We start from the raw sequence: 16,664 nt of genomic DNA on the forward strand, positions 1-16,664 counted from the left end.
TAGCAACCTGCACCGAAAAAGAGCCATGCTCGGGGCATGTTTTTTCCAACCAGACTTCACTTCCCCGTTGTACTTTAATAGCGGGAATTGTTTTTAGACAAACAGGACACAGCGCTTGGGTTTCTTGTTTCATAGTCTTATCTTAACAAAAAAACTACTTTTCGTTCTAGCTGTTTGAAACATCAGCATAGTGCTAGAGAAACTAAAAGCACCGTATTTTAGTTTTGAGTTTATAGCATAAATCCCCGTTAGGATTAACTCCCGACGGGGATTTTTTATGCGCCACTTTGAGCATGAAAAATTTAGCTGATTTTCATGCTTTTTGGTAAATATTCTCTTTTTATGCTGATTGGGCTAGGTAAGGAAATGGTGCACTTACGATTATTAGTAAAAATTTTTATAACAAAAATAACTTTTAACAAGCTTGCAACTAAACATGACCCCGCAAGAAGAACAATTTTTACAAGCGCCCAAAAATGTAAACTTAATGTATGTAAAACAGCATACGCAAAAAGGGCCAAAGAAATCCTTCCATTTGCTTTCGTTTATACGTCTTCCGTCGGAATTTCTGCTTATCTAAAAAACACTTTTTAGATATTTGAATGCTCATGTGTATGAAAAAAGGCGAAAAGAACGGTAATAGATCTTTATAAAGCATATGAACAGCACAATATAGAAAAAGTAAAATGGTTGCTTGAGTATACTGATGCTGATGTTAACCAACCGCTTATAAATGGAGAAAAAGGAATTGAACAACACGCCCACTCTGCTTTGATATGTGCAGCAATCTTTCAAGATTTTGTTTTACTCGGCCTTTTACTAGAATCCGATGCAAATGAAAATTATAAAAATACATATGAATAAACCGTACAAGATGTTTCTCCTTTAATGTGGGCTATAAACAATAACAATATGCAATTGGTAGCAGCACTTATACAAGCAGGAAGCGATGTGAAGTTTCAAAGGCAAAAAATATATATATCCCAACAAAACAATATTAGAATTAACCAAAGAAAAAGGATTTACGGAAATTACTAATCTCTTAAAATCCACCGAAGCAAAAGAATAAGCATTTCGCTGCTACAACCATACGCTGTGTATAAATTTGCAACCCCTCGTGAAAGCGAGGGTTATTAATTATATTTTCTCTTTATTTTTGGAAACTAAAAATATTATTCTATCTTTATGAAAATTTTTTTACTTCTCCTTTTTTTATGTTTCTCGCTCTTTGCTCAGGCCGAAGAATTGACGGTGGGGCAAGTTTCAGTGCAAACTACACGCATGAATCCTCACGTCGTCAAAAACAAATTCCCTTTAAAAAGCGGAGATGTTTTTTCCCCTCTATCCTACGAATATGCACAAAACAAATTGCACGATATGCGACTGTTTAAAAAGTTGGATTTTTCTACACGACAAAATAAAAAAGAAATAGATATTCATATCCAAGCGGAGGACGGCTATTACTTTTTCCCATTGGGGTTTTTTTCTTCGGGAGACAAAAACGTGCTTTTTTTATCTTTGTTTGAGGGTAATTTCTTTAAACAAGGGGAAACGGCCTTCGCTTCTGCAGGGTTTAGCGATGACGGATATACACTCTCGGGCGGTTTGGCACTGTCAGACCATTTTTTTAATCTCTCTTTTACCAAACTAGATACAGAACTTCGCTTTTACCCGCATCATTGGTCCAGCACTTACGGAGTAATGAACGTAAGTGATGACGAGGGAGAATTTGGCTCCCCCATTGGCCAACTCAATATGCGCGATTACAGCCTGCGTTTATTATATGCTCGCCAAATAGAAAATTGGAGTATTTTTATTGCGCCGGAGTTAAGGCACACTTCTTATTCTCAACCATTAGATGCCGGCAATCATAATCAAATTACCGCAGGCCTTGCCTACCGCCACCACGTTCGAACATCTTCCGGCATGGGGGCTTTGTTTGGATTTGGCCTTTCCGACAAACAAAAAATGCTGAAGGATTTGCCTTACCCACGATATGCCTATGCTGCAGATGTTTCTTTTGCCAAAGGCGGTCGTTGGAGCGGAGCAGATGAGGATATCAGCCAGGTTTCTGCTAACTTTTTATGGCAAGCAGAATTTAAAAGCCGCCATATTTTTTCTATTCAAGTAAAAGGGAAAAACGCCTACGACTCCTCTTTTTCAGACCAAATTTTATCCACAGATTTACTTGGCAAACAAGGAAAATACCGCCGCCTTATACGCGGAAGTCGCGGAGCGGGACTTACAGCCGCATTTATGTATTATTTACTGCGCAATCAAACGGGGCTTTTGGCTTTTACGCCTTTTTATGAGCTGGCCTATATACATACCGCTCATGCGTACCAAAACCATAGCGGTACGGGGGCCACCCTATCTTATAAATTTTGGCGTTTTCCCTTCCCTTTAGGGCTTAACTATACACATAATTTAAGCGACCACAGCAACGTACTCTCATTTGTCTTAGGCGGACAATTCTAATTATCTCTTTACAATCTAACCCTTTTTCCCCCCTTGTTTGTGAAATAGGCCTTGATATACTAAAAGAACAAAGACAGATTTTCTGTTTAAAATAAAAGGGGGTAGTAATTATGGGATGGAAAGGCAGAGAATTAGTAGAGAAGTCAGGGCTTGATGTAGAAGAAGTTTTACATTTATTAAATAAAGCCTACTGCGATGAATGGCTGGCTTATTATCAATATTGGATTGGGGCCAAAGTAGTGGTAGGTTTACCACGTGAAAAAGTGCAGGCAGAACTTATTGAACATGCCAATGAAGAATTGGACCACGCCAACCGCTTAGCAGAGCGCATTATCCAGTTAGGAGGCACTCCTGTTATTGATCCGAAAAGATGGTTTGAGCTTAGCTCCTGCGGATATTTAGTACCCAAGGATCCGGGTGTAGATGCCCTGCTTGACCAAAATCTTAAAGGAGAGCGATGCGCCATTGCCGTCTATAAAAAATTATTGGATTTTGTAAAAGGGAAAGATATGATTACCGGTCATTTAATCCGTCATATCTTGGAAGAAGAAATTGAACACGAACAAGATTTAGAAGATATCCAAAACGATATCGCACACTTTAGAAACGGGGGCGGCAAAAAATAAGAGATCCGCACGTATCTAAAAAGCCCCGCTTTCGGCGGGGCTTTTTGATGAAATTATTAGGATATGTAAACCTAATCCATATAATAGCAAGTTTCACTGCCAAGTCCGCAGGTGAGACAAGTTTGACCCGTTGCCGTATTTTTAAATCCTAATTCCTTACAAACATCTCCTCCTCTACATATGCGCTGACCATAATAATTCAAAGACCATTTAAACTCTTTTGCGCCTTTGGAATATTCGGCATACACATCCGAATAGGGGTTGTTCAAAAAACGAGTCAATACTTTCTAATCTTTTTCTAATAGAGTCATAGAACTTCTTTATTTTCTATAATATAAATATGGATAAAGAACAAGGTGTTATTGTTGCTAAATCGGCCGGCTTTTGTCCGGGTGTTAAGGGAGCTATCGATAAGGTGCTGGAGTTGGAAGCCTCCGGCAAAAAACCTATCTATACTTTAGGCCCCCTTATTCACAACAAACAAGTGACGGATATGTTGGCCGCCAAACAAATTTCTTCCGTAGATAAACCTGAAGATGCTCAAGACAAATCAGGCGTTCTGGTAATTCGCGCACACGGCATTACCCCTGCCTTTCGCGCAGAAGTGATGGCCAGCGGCATGAAAGTAGTGGATGCCACTTGCCCATTGGTTAAACATGCCCATGATGTCATTTCTAAATATGCCCAAGAGGGTTATCATACCGTCATTGTAGGAGACGGCGGACATGCAGAAGTGATCGGCCTTTTAGGCTGTACACAAGGCAAAGGAATTGTGGTGTCCGGACCGGAAGAAGCCCAAAATTTACCACACTTTGATAAAGTAAATATCGTTTCTCAAACTACGCAAAAAGAAAGTGTCTTTTTTGCAACGGCTGAAATTATTAAAAACAAAGCCGATATTTGCCAAATTTCCAATACCATTTGTCACCCTACCAAATTGCGCCAAAGCGAAACCATGCAAATGGCCAAAAATGCTGATTTGGTAATCGTCGTAGGAGGCAAACACAGTGCCAATACCGCACGCTTGGCCCTCTTATGCCGCGAATTAGCACCCAAAGTGCTGCACATTGAAACGGAAGCCGAACTGACACCGGAGCAGGTATTACCTGCCAAACGTATTTTTATTACCGCCGGTGCATCCACTCCCAACTGGGTTATTGACCGCGTGGCCAATTGGGTACGCCAAACCCGTAAAAAACGCGGGGTATCGTTTACCCATTTTATTCAAAAACTTTGGGCCAAATGGGTATCCGCTTCCATTTATACGGCTTTTGCCGCTTCGGCTTTGACCTATGTTTGTATGAAATTGGAAGGATTACACTTTCAATGGAAAGAAGTGTTGTTTGCCGGTTTCTTCGTTTATAGTTTAACGGCCGTTAACAGAGCCTATGATGAAAAACCGCATAGTTTTTCCAAACTAAATTGGACATTGTGGTACGGTGCAGCCGTCGTGGCATTATGTTTAGCAGCCATGATGAGCCTAAAGGCCCTTATGCTCACTTTGCCAATTTTAATAGCCGGTCTTTTATACCCCTCCCGGCATTTCTTAAAGTCCAAGATTTTATCCATTTCAGGAACGAAGGACTTCTTTACCTCTTTGGGTTGGGGATATGCTTGTGCTTTTTTACCGGCCTTTGCCAACGATTTACTATTAAGAAAATCTTCTTACTTGGCTATTTTCTATGCCGTACTGTTGGTATTTATGCGTTCTGTGACGTTGGGTTTTACCTCTGCCAACAAAGATCTGATGATTGGTAAAGAGAGTTTTTATAAAGCCTTCGGCATAGGAAAAACCAAACTGGCCGTCATGGGCCTTTTGGGCGCATTAACAACCGTACTAGCCGTACTGTTAACCATTACGTGGAAACCGGCTTTGGTAGCCATGTTATTGGTAGGTAATTTATATACCATCTTTATTGTAATTTATTATTATAGTCACACCGTATCTCGAGGCACTAAAGAGGAAACTCTTATTGATGCCCAATTTTTCGTATTGTGTATATTAGTGTGGCTTTCTCGTTTCATTTAAAGGTTGGGAGGGATTATGAGCATTAAAAAAATTGGTATTTTAACAGCCGGCGGGGACTGCCCCGGATTAAATGCGGTCGTGCGTGCCGTTTGCAAAAATGCCCTTCGTCAAGGGGTGGAAGTATTAGGTTTTAAAAACGGATTTGACGGATTGGTACTCAATGAATTTATCCGCATCACGTCTGAAACGGTATCCGGCATTTTAACTTTGGGAGGTACCATTTTAGGCACCAGCAATATTGCTAACCCCTTTAAATACACCCTCCCTCCTTTTGGCTCTGCCGAAAAACCGAATGATTTATCCTCCGTTGCAATACACAATTTCAAAGCCAACCAATTAGATGCCTTAATTACCATTGGTGGAGACGGCACTCTGACCATGTCTCAAAAATTTGTAGATTTGGGCCTGCCGATTGTTGCCGTACCCAAAACCATTGATAATGACCTTTCCGCTACTGACCAAACCTTTGGTTTCGATTCTGCCTTGACCGTAGCCACAGAAGCCATTGACCGCATTCACACCACCGCTCAAAGCCATCACCGCGTGATGATTATTGAAACGATGGGCCGTTATGCAGGCTGGATCGCTTTACGTTCTGCTATTGCCGGCGGCGGTGATATTATATTGATTCCGGAAATTCCATACAATGATGATGTCATCGTAGAGTATCTGCTCAACCGCAAAAGTCAAGGTAAAAACTTTAGCATTATTGTAGCGGCAGAAGGCGCTAAAAATGAAAAAGGAGAGCAAGCCATCACCCGTACGGTGGCTGCCAGCACAGACCCGATTCGCTTGGGCGGTATTGCTTATAAACTCAGCGATATGATTGAAAACCGCACCCAAATAGAGTCTCGTGCGTGTGTGTTGGGCCATATGCAACGCGGAGGCACTCCCACCGCTTTTGACCGCTGGCTCTCTACTTTGTACGGAGCGAAAGCCTTTGATATGGTCATGGAAGAAAAATTTGGCTATATGACCGCTTTCCGCAACTTTGGCATTACGGAAGTAAAAATAGCCGATGCTATCAGTAAATTAAAATTAGTCGATCCCAACGGAGAAGAAGTAAAAGCCGCCCTGAAAATAGGTATGAGTTTTGGTTCTGCCCAAATTGGCTAACAGGAGTGAAAAATGAGTGAAAATTTAGATATTCTCTACGGTATACATGCCGTAATGGAAGCCTTGAAAAGTAAAAAAAGAAACGTGGTGCAATTATACGTTTCCGATAATAAAGCCGGCCATCGTGCCGTAGAAGAAATTATTCGTCTGGCCAAACGCAACAATGTTAAAATTGACCGCATGGATTTAAAAGTGATGGACCGCCTGACCAAAGGGGCCAACCATCAAGGTGTGTTGGCCAAAGCACAACCCGTACGCTTGATGAAATTATCCACTGCCATGTATGAAGCCGACGGAAATAAAAAAGATTTGTGGCTGGCTATTGACGAAATGACCGACCCTCAAAATTTGGGTGCCATTATCCGCAGTGCCGCTTGTTTGGGATTTTCTACCATCATCTTGCCTCAACGCAGAACGGTGGGTTTAACTCCTGCCGTATATAAAGTGGCCTGCGGCGCGGTGGAAAATGTAAATATCGTAGAAGTGGCCAATTTATCCAACGCCTTGCTGGATTTAAAAGAGGAGGGCTTTTGGATTTACGGGGCGGATATGGACGGACAATCCATCACCCAAACCGATTATGCCTCTCCGGCGGTATTGGTCATCGGCTCTGAAGGAACGGGTATCCGCGAAAAGACTGCCGAAAACTGTGATCAAATTATTTCCATTCCGCAAAAAGGTGGCGTAGAAAGTTTAAATGCTTCTGCCGCAGCCAGCATTATCATGTATGATATGATGGCCAAAGTGCAACTGAAAAAATAAAGTCATTCAAACTTTACAAATAAAACACCCCGCTTTTTGGCGGGGTGTTTTATTTAAAATGGGTTTTAGTTCATGTAATAGCAGGTATCACCCGTTCCGCTGACACATTGATCACCGGAACCCCAAGCACTAAAACCAATATCTCTACACAAAGAATACCTTGTTGAAGCAGCTTTACAAATGCGATATCCCAAAGAATTCATGTGCAAAGTGACAGAATCAGGATTATAGCGCGCCCCCGCCACAATAAACGGCCCTTCCGAAGTACAATCTCCGGTAATTCCATAAGTAAAATATTTAGAATCTTCTACATCAACGGAAAGGGCGCTCGGTGTTATATATGTGGCTGACGGATTTTCTAAACAATATACTTGTCCTGCTTTCAGTAAAGCACTCATATTGCTCCATGCTTCAGCAGTACGGCTTTTAAGCACCGTTTTTTGATATTGCGGCAAAGCCACCGCAGACAAAATACCGATAATTAACACCACTACCAACAATTCAATCAGCGTAAAACCGCTGCTATTTTTAAATGATTTTTTCATAGTGTAAGTCCTTTTTGATTTAAATTCCCTGCTCTTTAAATTTAACAAAAAAAAACTAAAACGCCAAGTATTTTTAATTTCCGATGAAAAAATGCTCAATAAAAAAACGGCCTTTTGGCCGTTTTTAAAATGTTTATAAGAATAATTCCACTTGGTCTATTTGTTTACCCTGATCATTAAATACGTGTATCGTCAATTTGCGGTCTACAATTTTTACTTCCGCAAAATGATATCCCGCCACAAAACGCGCCGTAGAACGATGGCTGCTCATGCGCTTGGTGGGTGTAGCACCGCCACCGCCCAAGGTAATATAGGTGACCCCGCGTTGATTAGGCTCATCTTCAAGCATAGGGAAAGTGCGCTCATAATTGGCTTCTGCCCCTTGCAACACCAAATCTACGCCATACTTCTCAAACAAAGGCACAAAGCGCGCCGCCACCTCATTGGCAGGGCCTTTGGCTCCGGTGGAGTACATAGGAGCATTAAGCACCACTATTTTCCATTTTTCGGCAGCTCCGCCCAACGCACTCTGAAGCCATTTATACTGGGCGGACTTTTCGTCTATATTCGGTGCCCAAACCGCCCCATACGCAGCATTGGTATCTAAAAATATAAAACGGGCGTTGGCTGTATCAAAAAAGTAATATTTAGGGGTGGCATTGGACCAACTCATATCATGAAAATGAGAATAATTGGTACGCACAAAAGATTTACTTTCTCTTTTTTCCCGCTCGGCCCCATACTCATTGGCTCCAAGCGCAATAAACAAGGGGGTTTTGGCCAAAACTTCTTGATAAGGTGTAAAAAATTCCGCATTGGCATCTTCGTCAAGACCGCTGGCCGTCAAATCACCTGTGTGAATAACGAAATCGGCCTCTTTTTGTGCCATTTGGCTGGCTAATAAGGCTTTGGCTGAGGCATTTTCCCCTGCTGTATTTCCAAAAGCCAAAAACTTAACCTCTTTCCTCTCGGGACTGTATAACGTACGGAAAGACCCCTCTATCGGGGCTTGCAAACCGTCTTTGGCAGCATTATAAACATATAAGCGATAGCAAAAATCCTGATTAGGCACCAGACCGTAAAGAACGGCTTTGTGTTGCGTATCCTCCGGGCTGATTTTCATAATTTGGTTGCAACGCGGAGACGGACCATATTCCAACCAAGCAGGCGTTTGTTCATCGGTTTGCCAACGCAAAATCATGGTGGTTTGGGTAGGATTCTCAAGATAAGGGCCGCGCACCACTTGAGCCGCCTGAGCAACAATACTTAAAAAAAGAAAAAAGATAATCAATAAGTTTTTCATATGATATATTTTAGCAAAATATATCCACTCTTCCCCCAAAAAAGCCTGTCAGAAAGCCCTAAATTTGCTAAATTATGAAGTATGAGAAAAACTATTCTTCTTTTTATTTTATTTTTGGGCGCTTTAGGCGCACATGCTTATAACGTAGATGCTACCGCCGCGTACGTCTATTCTTCCGACCATAATCAGGCCGTTTTAGGTGCTTCTGTACCGTTGGGAGTTAACACCGTCATCGGAGTAAGAGGCAAATACGTGGAAGACAAACAAGAAAGTGTATTGAAAGAAAATACTTATTCCGTTTCTTTGCCCGTACAGTTGGATTTGGATTTGGTAAAACTCAATTTAACGCCCTTTTATTATTTTAAAAATGAGTTTTCTTTTGCCGCCGAAAAAGACCCCTATGCTTACGGCATCAACGCACAATTGGTCATGAATTTACAACAAAATGAAATTGACGAACTTTATACGCAAGGCTATATCGGGGTTTCCTATGCCAGACAAAATGGTATTTTGGTGGAGAATGCCGTTCCCGATGAAACTGACTATACCCAAATGGCTTATACACTGGGGATTCGTCAAAACTTTTTTAGCGCATTTACATTTCACGTAGCAGCTACAGCTTTTCACTATCCTAACGGTATTAGCGATGTGACGGCTTTCTATGGGGTATTAGATCAAAATGATTTGGCTTATGCGCAGTCTTATGACGTGAATCGCGAATTGGGCAAATACACCCTTTCAGCACGCATGACTCGTATTTGGGCGGAGGAACAATCCACCCTTTATTTAGGTTATCATTTTGCAGAATTTCATACCGCCACCTCTCAACATTCCTTTTTATTAGGAAACAGTTTCCGCGTAGGACAGCGCGCCAAAGTAGATGCCGCGTATAACCACTTGCGCAATAGCGATAACAAAGACAAGAGAGATATATTCTTTATCAACTTAAATGTTGCTTTTTAACGGGGAAAAATATGCCTGAAAACGAAAAGATGGATACTAGCAATCAGATCACTCACACTCAAGATGCAGCCAAAATGCTCTCTCTGGTGTCGCATAAACTCAGAACGCCGCTTTCCATTATTAATGGATATTCGGAGGCTATTTTATCTCAATCCTCCAAAGAAAAATTTTCCCCTTTTACCACCAAAGCCTTAGAGGAAATCAACAAACAAGGCATCAAACTGTGTGCTTTGGTGGATAAACTTATGTTTTTTAACAAAGTGGAAAACTTACAACCCAAAGATTTGGCAAAAAAACAAATTAATTTAAAAAATTTGTTAAAAGTTTGTGCTAATGATGCCATTTCCCATGAGGAAGATTCTTCCACCGTTCCCTCCACTTCCGCCATTGCCAAACGGGGAACTTTTATTGAAATAGACTGTCCGTCTAATTTAGAGATCAAAAGCGATGAAGAATTGATGGCATTTCTATTGGAAGAATTGATAACTAATGCCATTAAATTCAATACAAAGGCAGAAAAGATCATCAAGGTTCAATGTGCTCATCATGGAGATAGTGTATCCATTTCCGTACGCGATTATGGAACAGGCGTAAGACCTCAGGACGTCAATAAAATTTTTGAGCGTTTTTACCAAGTAGATGATTATTTTACCGGCCAAATTGATGGTTGGGGTTTGGGTCTTCCGATGGTGAAAAAAATACTGGATTTACATGGCGGAAGCATCAGTGTCATCTCAGACAGAGGCTTAGGCACCATCTTTACGGTTAGTTTACCCATTGTATGACATCAACAGATTTATTGGACAATATTTCTCAACAGACGGATTCTTTTCGTAATTTGGTCTTGAAAGAGACTTCTTCTCTGCGTGATTTTACGCGTCGTTTAGAGCAAATCTTAAGCCAAGACCATAAGAATATCCAAGTAAGAGATACCGCTTTTTCTGCGGAATTTTCTTCTTTTTGTACTTCTCTGAGAAAAGAGTTTGACCAACAGTTAAATTTTTGGCAAGAAAACAGGCCTTTGTTGCGTACTTGCACGTTAAAAGCAGACTATTCTCTTGTATTGGCGGCGAAAAGTTTTTCTTTGCGTGCCAAAACCCTCTCAAGATCTGCTGATGATTTTTCCACCGCTTACAATAACTTCAACCGATTTTATAAAAAATATACATTAGAAAAATTACCGGTTTGGTTATTAACATCTTGTTGTGATGATTTAAACAACTTAACCGGAAAAATTTTATTCTTATCCAGAGAAGTATCCAAAAAAACGGGGGAGGCCAAATGATGGACAAAACCGAAAAGACAAGCCTTTATTATCAGCGAATGAACCTTATTTGTTTAACAATTATTGCTGCCGGTATCATTACAGCCGGACTTATCTATACCCGCGCCTTAATGATTCCATTGGTCATTGCCATTTTTGCTTACACGATTTTAGGACAAGCGGCTTCTTTGTTGCATCGGCGGTTTAATTTTCCGGCTTGGGCTGCGCTAACGGTGGCTATTCTCTTTTTTGTTTTGTGTTTTTCGGGCATTATTTATTTTACGGTCAACTCTGTGGGAAACTTTCTTAAAGAGGCGGAGATGTATCGTGATAATTTGCTCGGCTCCGTATCTGATGTGCTTACCAAACTCTCCGAACGCGGCATAGATTTGGACCGCACCTCTATTATGGCCTATTTAAAAGATTTGCCGTTATTTGCCTGGTTTAAAAATTTCGGTGGGCAGTTGTTCTCCCTCTTTTCCAACTCTACTTTGATTATTCTGTTTATTATTTTCTTGTTATTGGGAGAGAAAAAGTTGCTGGCGGCCTCCCCCAACAAAACCGTACAAGAAATGCTATCCAACATTTCCAAATATCTTTCCGTCAAACTTACCACCTCTTTGGTGACAGCATTAATTGTTTGGTTTATTTTAGTGCTTTTTAAAGTTAAAATGGCCTTCTTATTTGGCTTGTTAACTTTCTTGCTCAATTTTATTCCTAGTGTCGGCTCTATTATTGCAGTGCTTTTGCCGGCTCCGGTGTTGTTTTTGCAATACGGTGCGGGAACGAACTTTTTTGTAGTGTTGGGTTTAATGACTGCCACTCAATTTACGATCGGCAATTTAATTGAGCCGCACATGATGGGAGACGGTATGGACTTGCACCCCGTAGTGGTGATTGCTTCTTTAATCTTTTGGAGTTTGGTATGGGGTGTACCGGGAGCCTTCTTATCTGTTCCCATTACTGCTTCCATTAAAATTGTGTTAAGCAAAATGAAGCACACTCGGCCGGTGGCAGAACTACTAGCAGGCAGACTTCCACAATAAAATTTAACCCCGCTTCAAAAGCGGGGTTTTTGTTGTCCGGATATTTTTATTCCATCTAATAACAGGAACTAGACATACCCCCACCCACAAGACATGTTGTCCCGCTTTCGCTGTTAACAAACCCCCAATCAGCACAATCCCCATTGCACATACGTCTTTCGGGCGGCAAAGCCACCGCTGACAAAATACCGATAATTAACACTACCACCAACAGTTCTATCAGTGTAAAACCGCTTGTATTTCTTTTTTAGATAAATTTTTCATCTAAAATCTCCTTTTTTGTTAATGTTTCTTATAAGAAAAATTTAACAAAAAAATTAGGTCAAGACTTTTTAAAATTTCTCTAAAACAAAAACCCCTCACCTGTCGGCGAGGGGTTTTAAAAAATATATTTCTATTGCACAGATACCGTTTCCGGGCCTTGTTCGTCTACAGAAAGTTCCGAGAAATCCGGCATTTCGCGGCGGACTCTATTAAACAGGTCAGAGGCCGTTGCGCGGCTGATAAAACTTTCCCATTCGGCAGGAGACATTTCAAAATCATCCATCACCACGAAGGAAATTTCCCGAGAGGAGTCTTTCCCCAACGGTTTCGTACGGGCATATTCACGCTCCAACTCCACATAACGGCTGGCGATGGCATAGTCTATATCTTCTTGCGTATAGCCCATTTGGTTGGCTTCTTCCGTTAAAGTATTGGTATCCACTATACCTTCCACTTTCGGCGTTTCTTGCTGTACTGAATCTGCATTAGCAGGGACAATAACTTGGCTGTTTTCGGAGAAAGAGGAAGAATCCTTTTCCACACTGGGGCCACCCGTTTCACGACCGGAAATCAAATTAGAACAGGCCGACGGATGGACAATAAAATAAACACTCAACACAATGAGTAAAAGTACGGCTGATTTTAATAAAATTCTTATCACAAAATTCCTCCATTTCTTTTATAGAATAGCAAATTTTAACTTTTTAACAAAAATTTTTTATTTATTGGGCGCATTTTGCAGCACAGCCACACTCTGTATAAACTGCGGATTGGCAAAAATTTCCTGTAAAATTTTGGCAAATTCCGGATCTTGAGCATGTTTAGCCAAAACCTGCTGCAACTGTGGATACTGCTGCAATAAACGCGGCAATTCCGCCCCACTCAGTTGCGCCAAAGTAATTTCCTCTCCGGTTGCTTTGCGCAAATCTGCATAAAAAGCCTGTATTTTTGGATTTTGTTTATAATCATTTAATACGGAAATCAATGTTTCTTGGGCTTGTTGTTTGATAGCTTCCGGACCTAAAGGAGCATCTTCTAAAAAAATTTCTTCCTCTTTTATATCCGGCAGTTTGGCAAAAACAGGCATTTGCGGCGCAGCGGGAGTATAATCTATCGGCACATTGTGAAAAGTATAAGTAGCCGGTTCTTCTTCGATTTGTTGCGCCACATAACTTTCGTACATGCGATACACTCTCACGCCTGCTATAAAAGCCAGACCCACTATGATAATCGTTAAAAAGAACCGGCTTGTTTTGCTCATAAAATTAGTCTTCAATGCCCACAAGTTCTACTGTAAATATTAAAGTAGAACCGGCCGGGATTACCCCTACCGGACGGTTGCCGTATGCTGTTTCGGCAGGGCAAACCACTGTGGCTTTAGAGGAAGGACGCATTTGCTGCAAGGCTTTGGTCCAGCAGGGCACCACGTCTGTTAATTTGGTCGTAAAAGTTTCATTACGGTCGTAAGAACTGTCAAATTTAGTACCATCGACCAATTTCCCCTCATAATGTACGGTCACTTTGCTATCTGTTTTAGGAGTACGGCCCTTTCCTTTTTTAGCCAGTTTAATCATGGCACCGTTATCTAATACTTTTACGCCCTTTTCTTTGGAAAAGTTCTCCAAATATTCTTTTTGTTCCTGTAGATGTCTTTGGCTAATAATTTCAGCATCTTTTTGGTACTTTTCAATAATCTGGGCCTTATAATCGTCCAATTTGGTTTGGGATTCTTTATTAAGCAAACTGTCTCTCATACCTTGAGAAAGAGCTTTATAATCGTCTTCATTATCCAAAATCAACTGACGTTTCAAATTATCTCCCAACAAAAAACCTAAAGAGTACAACATTTTATTGCGCTCGGCAGGATCTTGCACCGGTTCGGCAGTTTCTTGTACGGCCGTTTCTGCCGGCACTTGCTCTGAAGCGGCAACGGTTTCTTGCGCAGAAGCAGAAACGAATAAAGAAAAGACAAATAAGAGTGTTAATAGTTTTTTCATATTTTCTCCTGTTATTTTGTTTTTAAATAATTGGTTAAACGTTTTATGATTTCTGAAGAGGCTCTACTGCCTAAACTTTCCATACTTTTTCTGACAGAGTCTTCTCTGCGGCCCGTACCGGCACGATCATGCAAGGTAAAACTGGCAAACGTGGTGCCGGCTTGCAAATCACGCAAATGTACGGCGGCACTGGTAGTAGCCCATTCCAATCCTTTCAAGCGTTCTGAGCCATAGCCGTCCACTTTGGCATCGGCTTCCACAGACAATAAGGCTGATGTATCATTAGGGCTTACGGCACTCAATCCCATTTGGTTGACAGAGTCTATTAATTTGGAAATTAAAAGGTCATTTTCTTCACCACGTACAATGACAGCCACTTTTACGGCTGCCAAGCGATCACTATAGAGTTTTTTATAAGTGTTAAAACGTTCGCTTTCATAGCCGGTGTGGTCCTGACTGACAAAAACATATAAATCTTGCACTGTATTACGTTTTAAAATCAATGGCTCCATAGCAAAAGCGGCCTTCAAACCCACAAATTTATCTTCCGTTGCTTGCAATTTGGCAGCCAAAGCTCCCAGCTGTGCATCTAAAGCATTTGCCGGCACTTGCAAAATAAGTTCTGCCGTTTGGCGTTTTAAAACTGCTAAGGCAAAATAATTTTTGGGTTCTTTTTGGCTTTTATCCCGCCAAACTTTCTCCACTTGCGCATTAGCCATAATATCATCTAATTGTGCTACCACAGATACTTCCGGCACATTCTGAACAAAACTTTGACGCATATTATTTAGTGCGGCAACGGAGGCACTTTCTTTCGTGGGGCCTTCACCGGCTACCACATAGTACGCATGCTGATCGTATTTGCTCATCTGATAACTGACGGTATTTTTATTAACACCGGCACATGCCCCTAAGGACAAAGCCCAACACAAAACTAACCATTTTTTCATTTTTTCCCCTCACTTAGCCGTGCGATAATGCAAATATACACGGGCATTTGGTTTTACTTCTACATCTTCAAATCGATGCTCTCCTACTATATTACCAAATCCATCTTTAAAGCGCAGGCGAAAATCCTGCCTGCCGGGAGGCACATAAAAACGAGTCATACGTATTTGCGCAGGCAATGTAAACCATTGTCTGGTATCAGCCCTTTCTGTAATGGCGCCTAAAAAATTAACAAACATTTCCGCCAGTTGCCCGACGCTTTCATCTGAGGAGGCCTGATACATGGCATGGCGCGCTTGTACGGCGGCAGTACGTTTAGCGGCAGCTCTAATAGCCATGCGCAATAAAGTAGAGTTTTCTTTGTTCTTAAGTTCTTTCCGTACCATTTCAGCCACATCTGCCATAACCAAAGTAGGATATATTTCTCCACTCTGGGTGATAACATCTGAATTTTTAATATAATAAGGCTGGTCCTCCAACACCGGATAAGATACAGTGATACTATTGCCCAAAAGACCCGTCATGATAGCATTTCTTACTTCGGGGCTGAGTTCTGTTGAACTTTCGGTTGAATGTCTGGACCAAAGCAACACTTCCCCCCAACCGACCTGAAAAGTTTGGCTTTTCTTTAAAGGAATTAGACCATTGGAATGGATAAGAATAATTTCCCCCCAATTTTTCACATAAGAGCCAAAAATCGGATCCTGCCTCAGGCCTCTTTTTCCGTCCGTCAAACCGTAGGCCTGAAGCGCGCGCATGCGCGAAATGCGGGCATCATCTCTTTTGCCGGCCGATTCAAAAATCAAGCTGGCAAAATATTGCAAAAAAGCATTTTCCTGAAAATCTTTTCTACCGCGCTGACCATCTAAATAATAAACGGCCTTGTTCGCTTCTACCAAAGCACCGTTTAACTCTCCTCGTTTCAAAAAATTCATGGCGCGATAATAGTAGGTAAATTCTCTTTCAAAAGAGGAAGGATAGTAAGGAATTGTTAAATCGTTGATTAAATATTGCCCCGCATAACCTGTGGCACTTTTTGTAAAAAGTTCATCTATCTTATCTTGCGCTTGGGCCATTTGTATATCACTTGCAGCATATTCTTGCGCTTCATGCAATACAGTTCCGCTATCTAAATAATACAACAACGCATCTTTTTGTTTATATTCCTTATTTTTGGCAGATTCAATTTTTTGAATAGCCGCAGGGAATTGCCCCGCCGCTAACAATTTATTAATTTCCTTTTTATGGCGTAAAGAAGGCGCGCTGCACGCTGAGCAGCACAAGAGAACTGTCAGAAGTGTAAGGTGGCGCGCCTTCATAAAA

Annotated in this window: 16 protein-coding genes and 2 pseudogenes; 9 read left to right on the forward strand and 9 right to left on the reverse strand. The window is 41.3% G+C overall.

All coding sequences use genetic code 11. The features are described 5' to 3' along the window. Nucleotides 1-1,185: 1,185 nt before the first annotated feature. Both IKL48_03105 and IKL48_03110 read left to right on the forward strand, forming a co-directional pair. Complete coding sequence (locus IKL48_03105; GenBank protein MBR3603661.1) at nucleotides 1,186-2,478, forward strand: hypothetical protein; 1,293 nt, start codon at nucleotides 1,186-1,188, stop codon at nucleotides 2,476-2,478. Between the two features lie 110 nt (nucleotides 2,479-2,588). Beyond that, entirely contained in the window at nucleotides 2,589-3,104 is a 516-nt protein-coding gene (locus IKL48_03110) for a ferritin (GenBank protein ID MBR3603662.1), read from the forward strand. Between the two features lie 71 nt (nucleotides 3,105-3,175). Here IKL48_03110 and IKL48_03115 read toward each other — a convergent pair whose 3' ends face one another. Further along, nucleotides 3,176-3,385: a hypothetical protein gene (locus IKL48_03115; GenBank protein MBR3603663.1), complete on the reverse strand. Its 210-nt coding sequence runs from the start codon at nucleotides 3,383-3,385 to the stop codon at nucleotides 3,176-3,178. A gap of 59 nt (nucleotides 3,386-3,444) precedes the next feature. On the opposite strand from IKL48_03115, the gene ispH reads away from it, so the two are divergent. From ispH to rlmB, 3 genes are read left to right on the forward strand one after another with little or no spacing between them, the layout of a single operon-like run. Beyond that, nucleotides 3,445-5,133, forward strand: a complete 1,689-nt coding sequence (ispH, locus tag IKL48_03120) for a 4-hydroxy-3-methylbut-2-enyl diphosphate reductase (protein ID MBR3603664.1) — start codon at nucleotides 3,445-3,447, stop codon at nucleotides 5,131-5,133. 15 nt (nucleotides 5,134-5,148) lie between these two features. After that, a complete protein-coding gene (locus IKL48_03125; protein ID MBR3603665.1) occupies nucleotides 5,149-6,249 on the forward strand; it encodes an ATP-dependent 6-phosphofructokinase in 1,101 nt (366 codons plus the stop codon). Nucleotides 6,250-6,261: 12 nt separating this feature from the next. Next, nucleotides 6,262-7,011, forward strand: a complete 750-nt coding sequence (gene rlmB, locus IKL48_03130; protein ID MBR3603666.1) for a 23S rRNA (guanosine(2251)-2'-O)-methyltransferase RlmB — start codon at nucleotides 6,262-6,264, stop codon at nucleotides 7,009-7,011. Nucleotides 7,012-7,430: 419 nt separating this feature from the next. Here the strand turns inward: rlmB and IKL48_03135 are convergent. After that, nucleotides 7,431-7,556, reverse strand: a pseudogene (locus IKL48_03135) (prepilin-type N-terminal cleavage/methylation domain-containing protein). Nucleotides 7,557-7,689: 133 nt separating this feature from the next. Next, the gene (locus tag IKL48_03140; protein MBR3603667.1) at nucleotides 7,690-8,859 is read right to left on the reverse strand and encodes a metallophosphoesterase; all 1,170 of its coding nucleotides are present in this window, start codon (nucleotides 8,857-8,859) and stop codon (nucleotides 7,690-7,692) included. Nucleotides 8,860-8,940: 81 nt separating this feature from the next. On the opposite strand from IKL48_03140, the gene IKL48_03145 reads away from it, so the two are divergent. Genes IKL48_03145 through IKL48_03160 form a run of 4 tightly spaced genes read left to right on the forward strand, consistent with a single transcriptional unit; the run spans nucleotide 8,941 to nucleotide 12,132 of the window. After that, entirely contained in the window at nucleotides 8,941-9,822 is an 882-nt protein-coding gene (locus IKL48_03145) for a hypothetical protein (protein MBR3603668.1), read from the forward strand. Between the two features lie 11 nt (nucleotides 9,823-9,833). Next, nucleotides 9,834-10,607 (forward strand): HAMP domain-containing histidine kinase, encoded by a 774-nt coding sequence (locus IKL48_03150; GenBank protein ID MBR3603669.1) that lies wholly within the window; start codon nucleotides 9,834-9,836, stop codon nucleotides 10,605-10,607. Continuing rightward, on the forward strand, nucleotides 10,604-11,107 hold the full coding sequence (locus IKL48_03155; GenBank protein MBR3603670.1) for a hypothetical protein: 504 nt from the start codon (nucleotides 10,604-10,606) through the stop codon (nucleotides 11,105-11,107). The genes IKL48_03150 and IKL48_03155 overlap by 4 nt, the downstream gene beginning before the upstream one ends. Beyond that, nucleotides 11,104-12,132, forward strand: a complete 1,029-nt coding sequence (locus IKL48_03160; GenBank protein MBR3603671.1) for an AI-2E family transporter — start codon at nucleotides 11,104-11,106, stop codon at nucleotides 12,130-12,132. The genes IKL48_03155 and IKL48_03160 overlap by 4 nt, the downstream gene beginning before the upstream one ends. 163 nt (nucleotides 12,133-12,295) lie before the next feature. Here IKL48_03160 and IKL48_03165 read toward each other — a convergent pair. The 6 genes and pseudogenes from IKL48_03165 to IKL48_03190 form a co-directional block, all read right to left on the reverse strand. Continuing rightward, nucleotides 12,296-12,355, reverse strand: a pseudogene (locus IKL48_03165) (prepilin-type N-terminal cleavage/methylation domain-containing protein). A 171-nt stretch (nucleotides 12,356-12,526) separates the two neighbouring features. Further along, entirely contained in the window at nucleotides 12,527-13,057 is a 531-nt protein-coding gene (locus tag IKL48_03170) for a hypothetical protein (GenBank protein ID MBR3603672.1), read from the reverse strand. Nucleotides 13,058-13,114: 57 nt separating this feature from the next. Continuing rightward, nucleotides 13,115-13,657, reverse strand: a complete 543-nt coding sequence (locus tag IKL48_03175; GenBank protein MBR3603673.1) for a hypothetical protein — start codon at nucleotides 13,655-13,657, stop codon at nucleotides 13,115-13,117. Between the two features lie 4 nt (nucleotides 13,658-13,661). Beyond that, complete coding sequence (locus tag IKL48_03180; GenBank protein ID MBR3603674.1) at nucleotides 13,662-14,393, reverse strand: FKBP-type peptidyl-prolyl cis-trans isomerase; 732 nt, start codon at nucleotides 14,391-14,393, stop codon at nucleotides 13,662-13,664. An 11-nt stretch (nucleotides 14,394-14,404) separates the two neighbouring features. Continuing rightward, entirely contained in the window at nucleotides 14,405-15,343 is a 939-nt protein-coding gene (locus tag IKL48_03185) for a hypothetical protein (protein ID MBR3603675.1), read from the reverse strand. Between the two features lie 9 nt (nucleotides 15,344-15,352). Continuing rightward, complete coding sequence (locus tag IKL48_03190) at nucleotides 15,353-16,660, reverse strand: hypothetical protein (GenBank protein MBR3603676.1); 1,308 nt, start codon at nucleotides 16,658-16,660, stop codon at nucleotides 15,353-15,355. Nucleotides 16,661-16,664 lie beyond the last annotated feature (4 nt).

The sequence above is a fragment of the Elusimicrobiaceae bacterium genome, assembly GCA_017520185.1.
Taxonomy (GTDB): domain Bacteria; phylum Elusimicrobiota; class Elusimicrobia; order Elusimicrobiales; family Elusimicrobiaceae; genus Avelusimicrobium.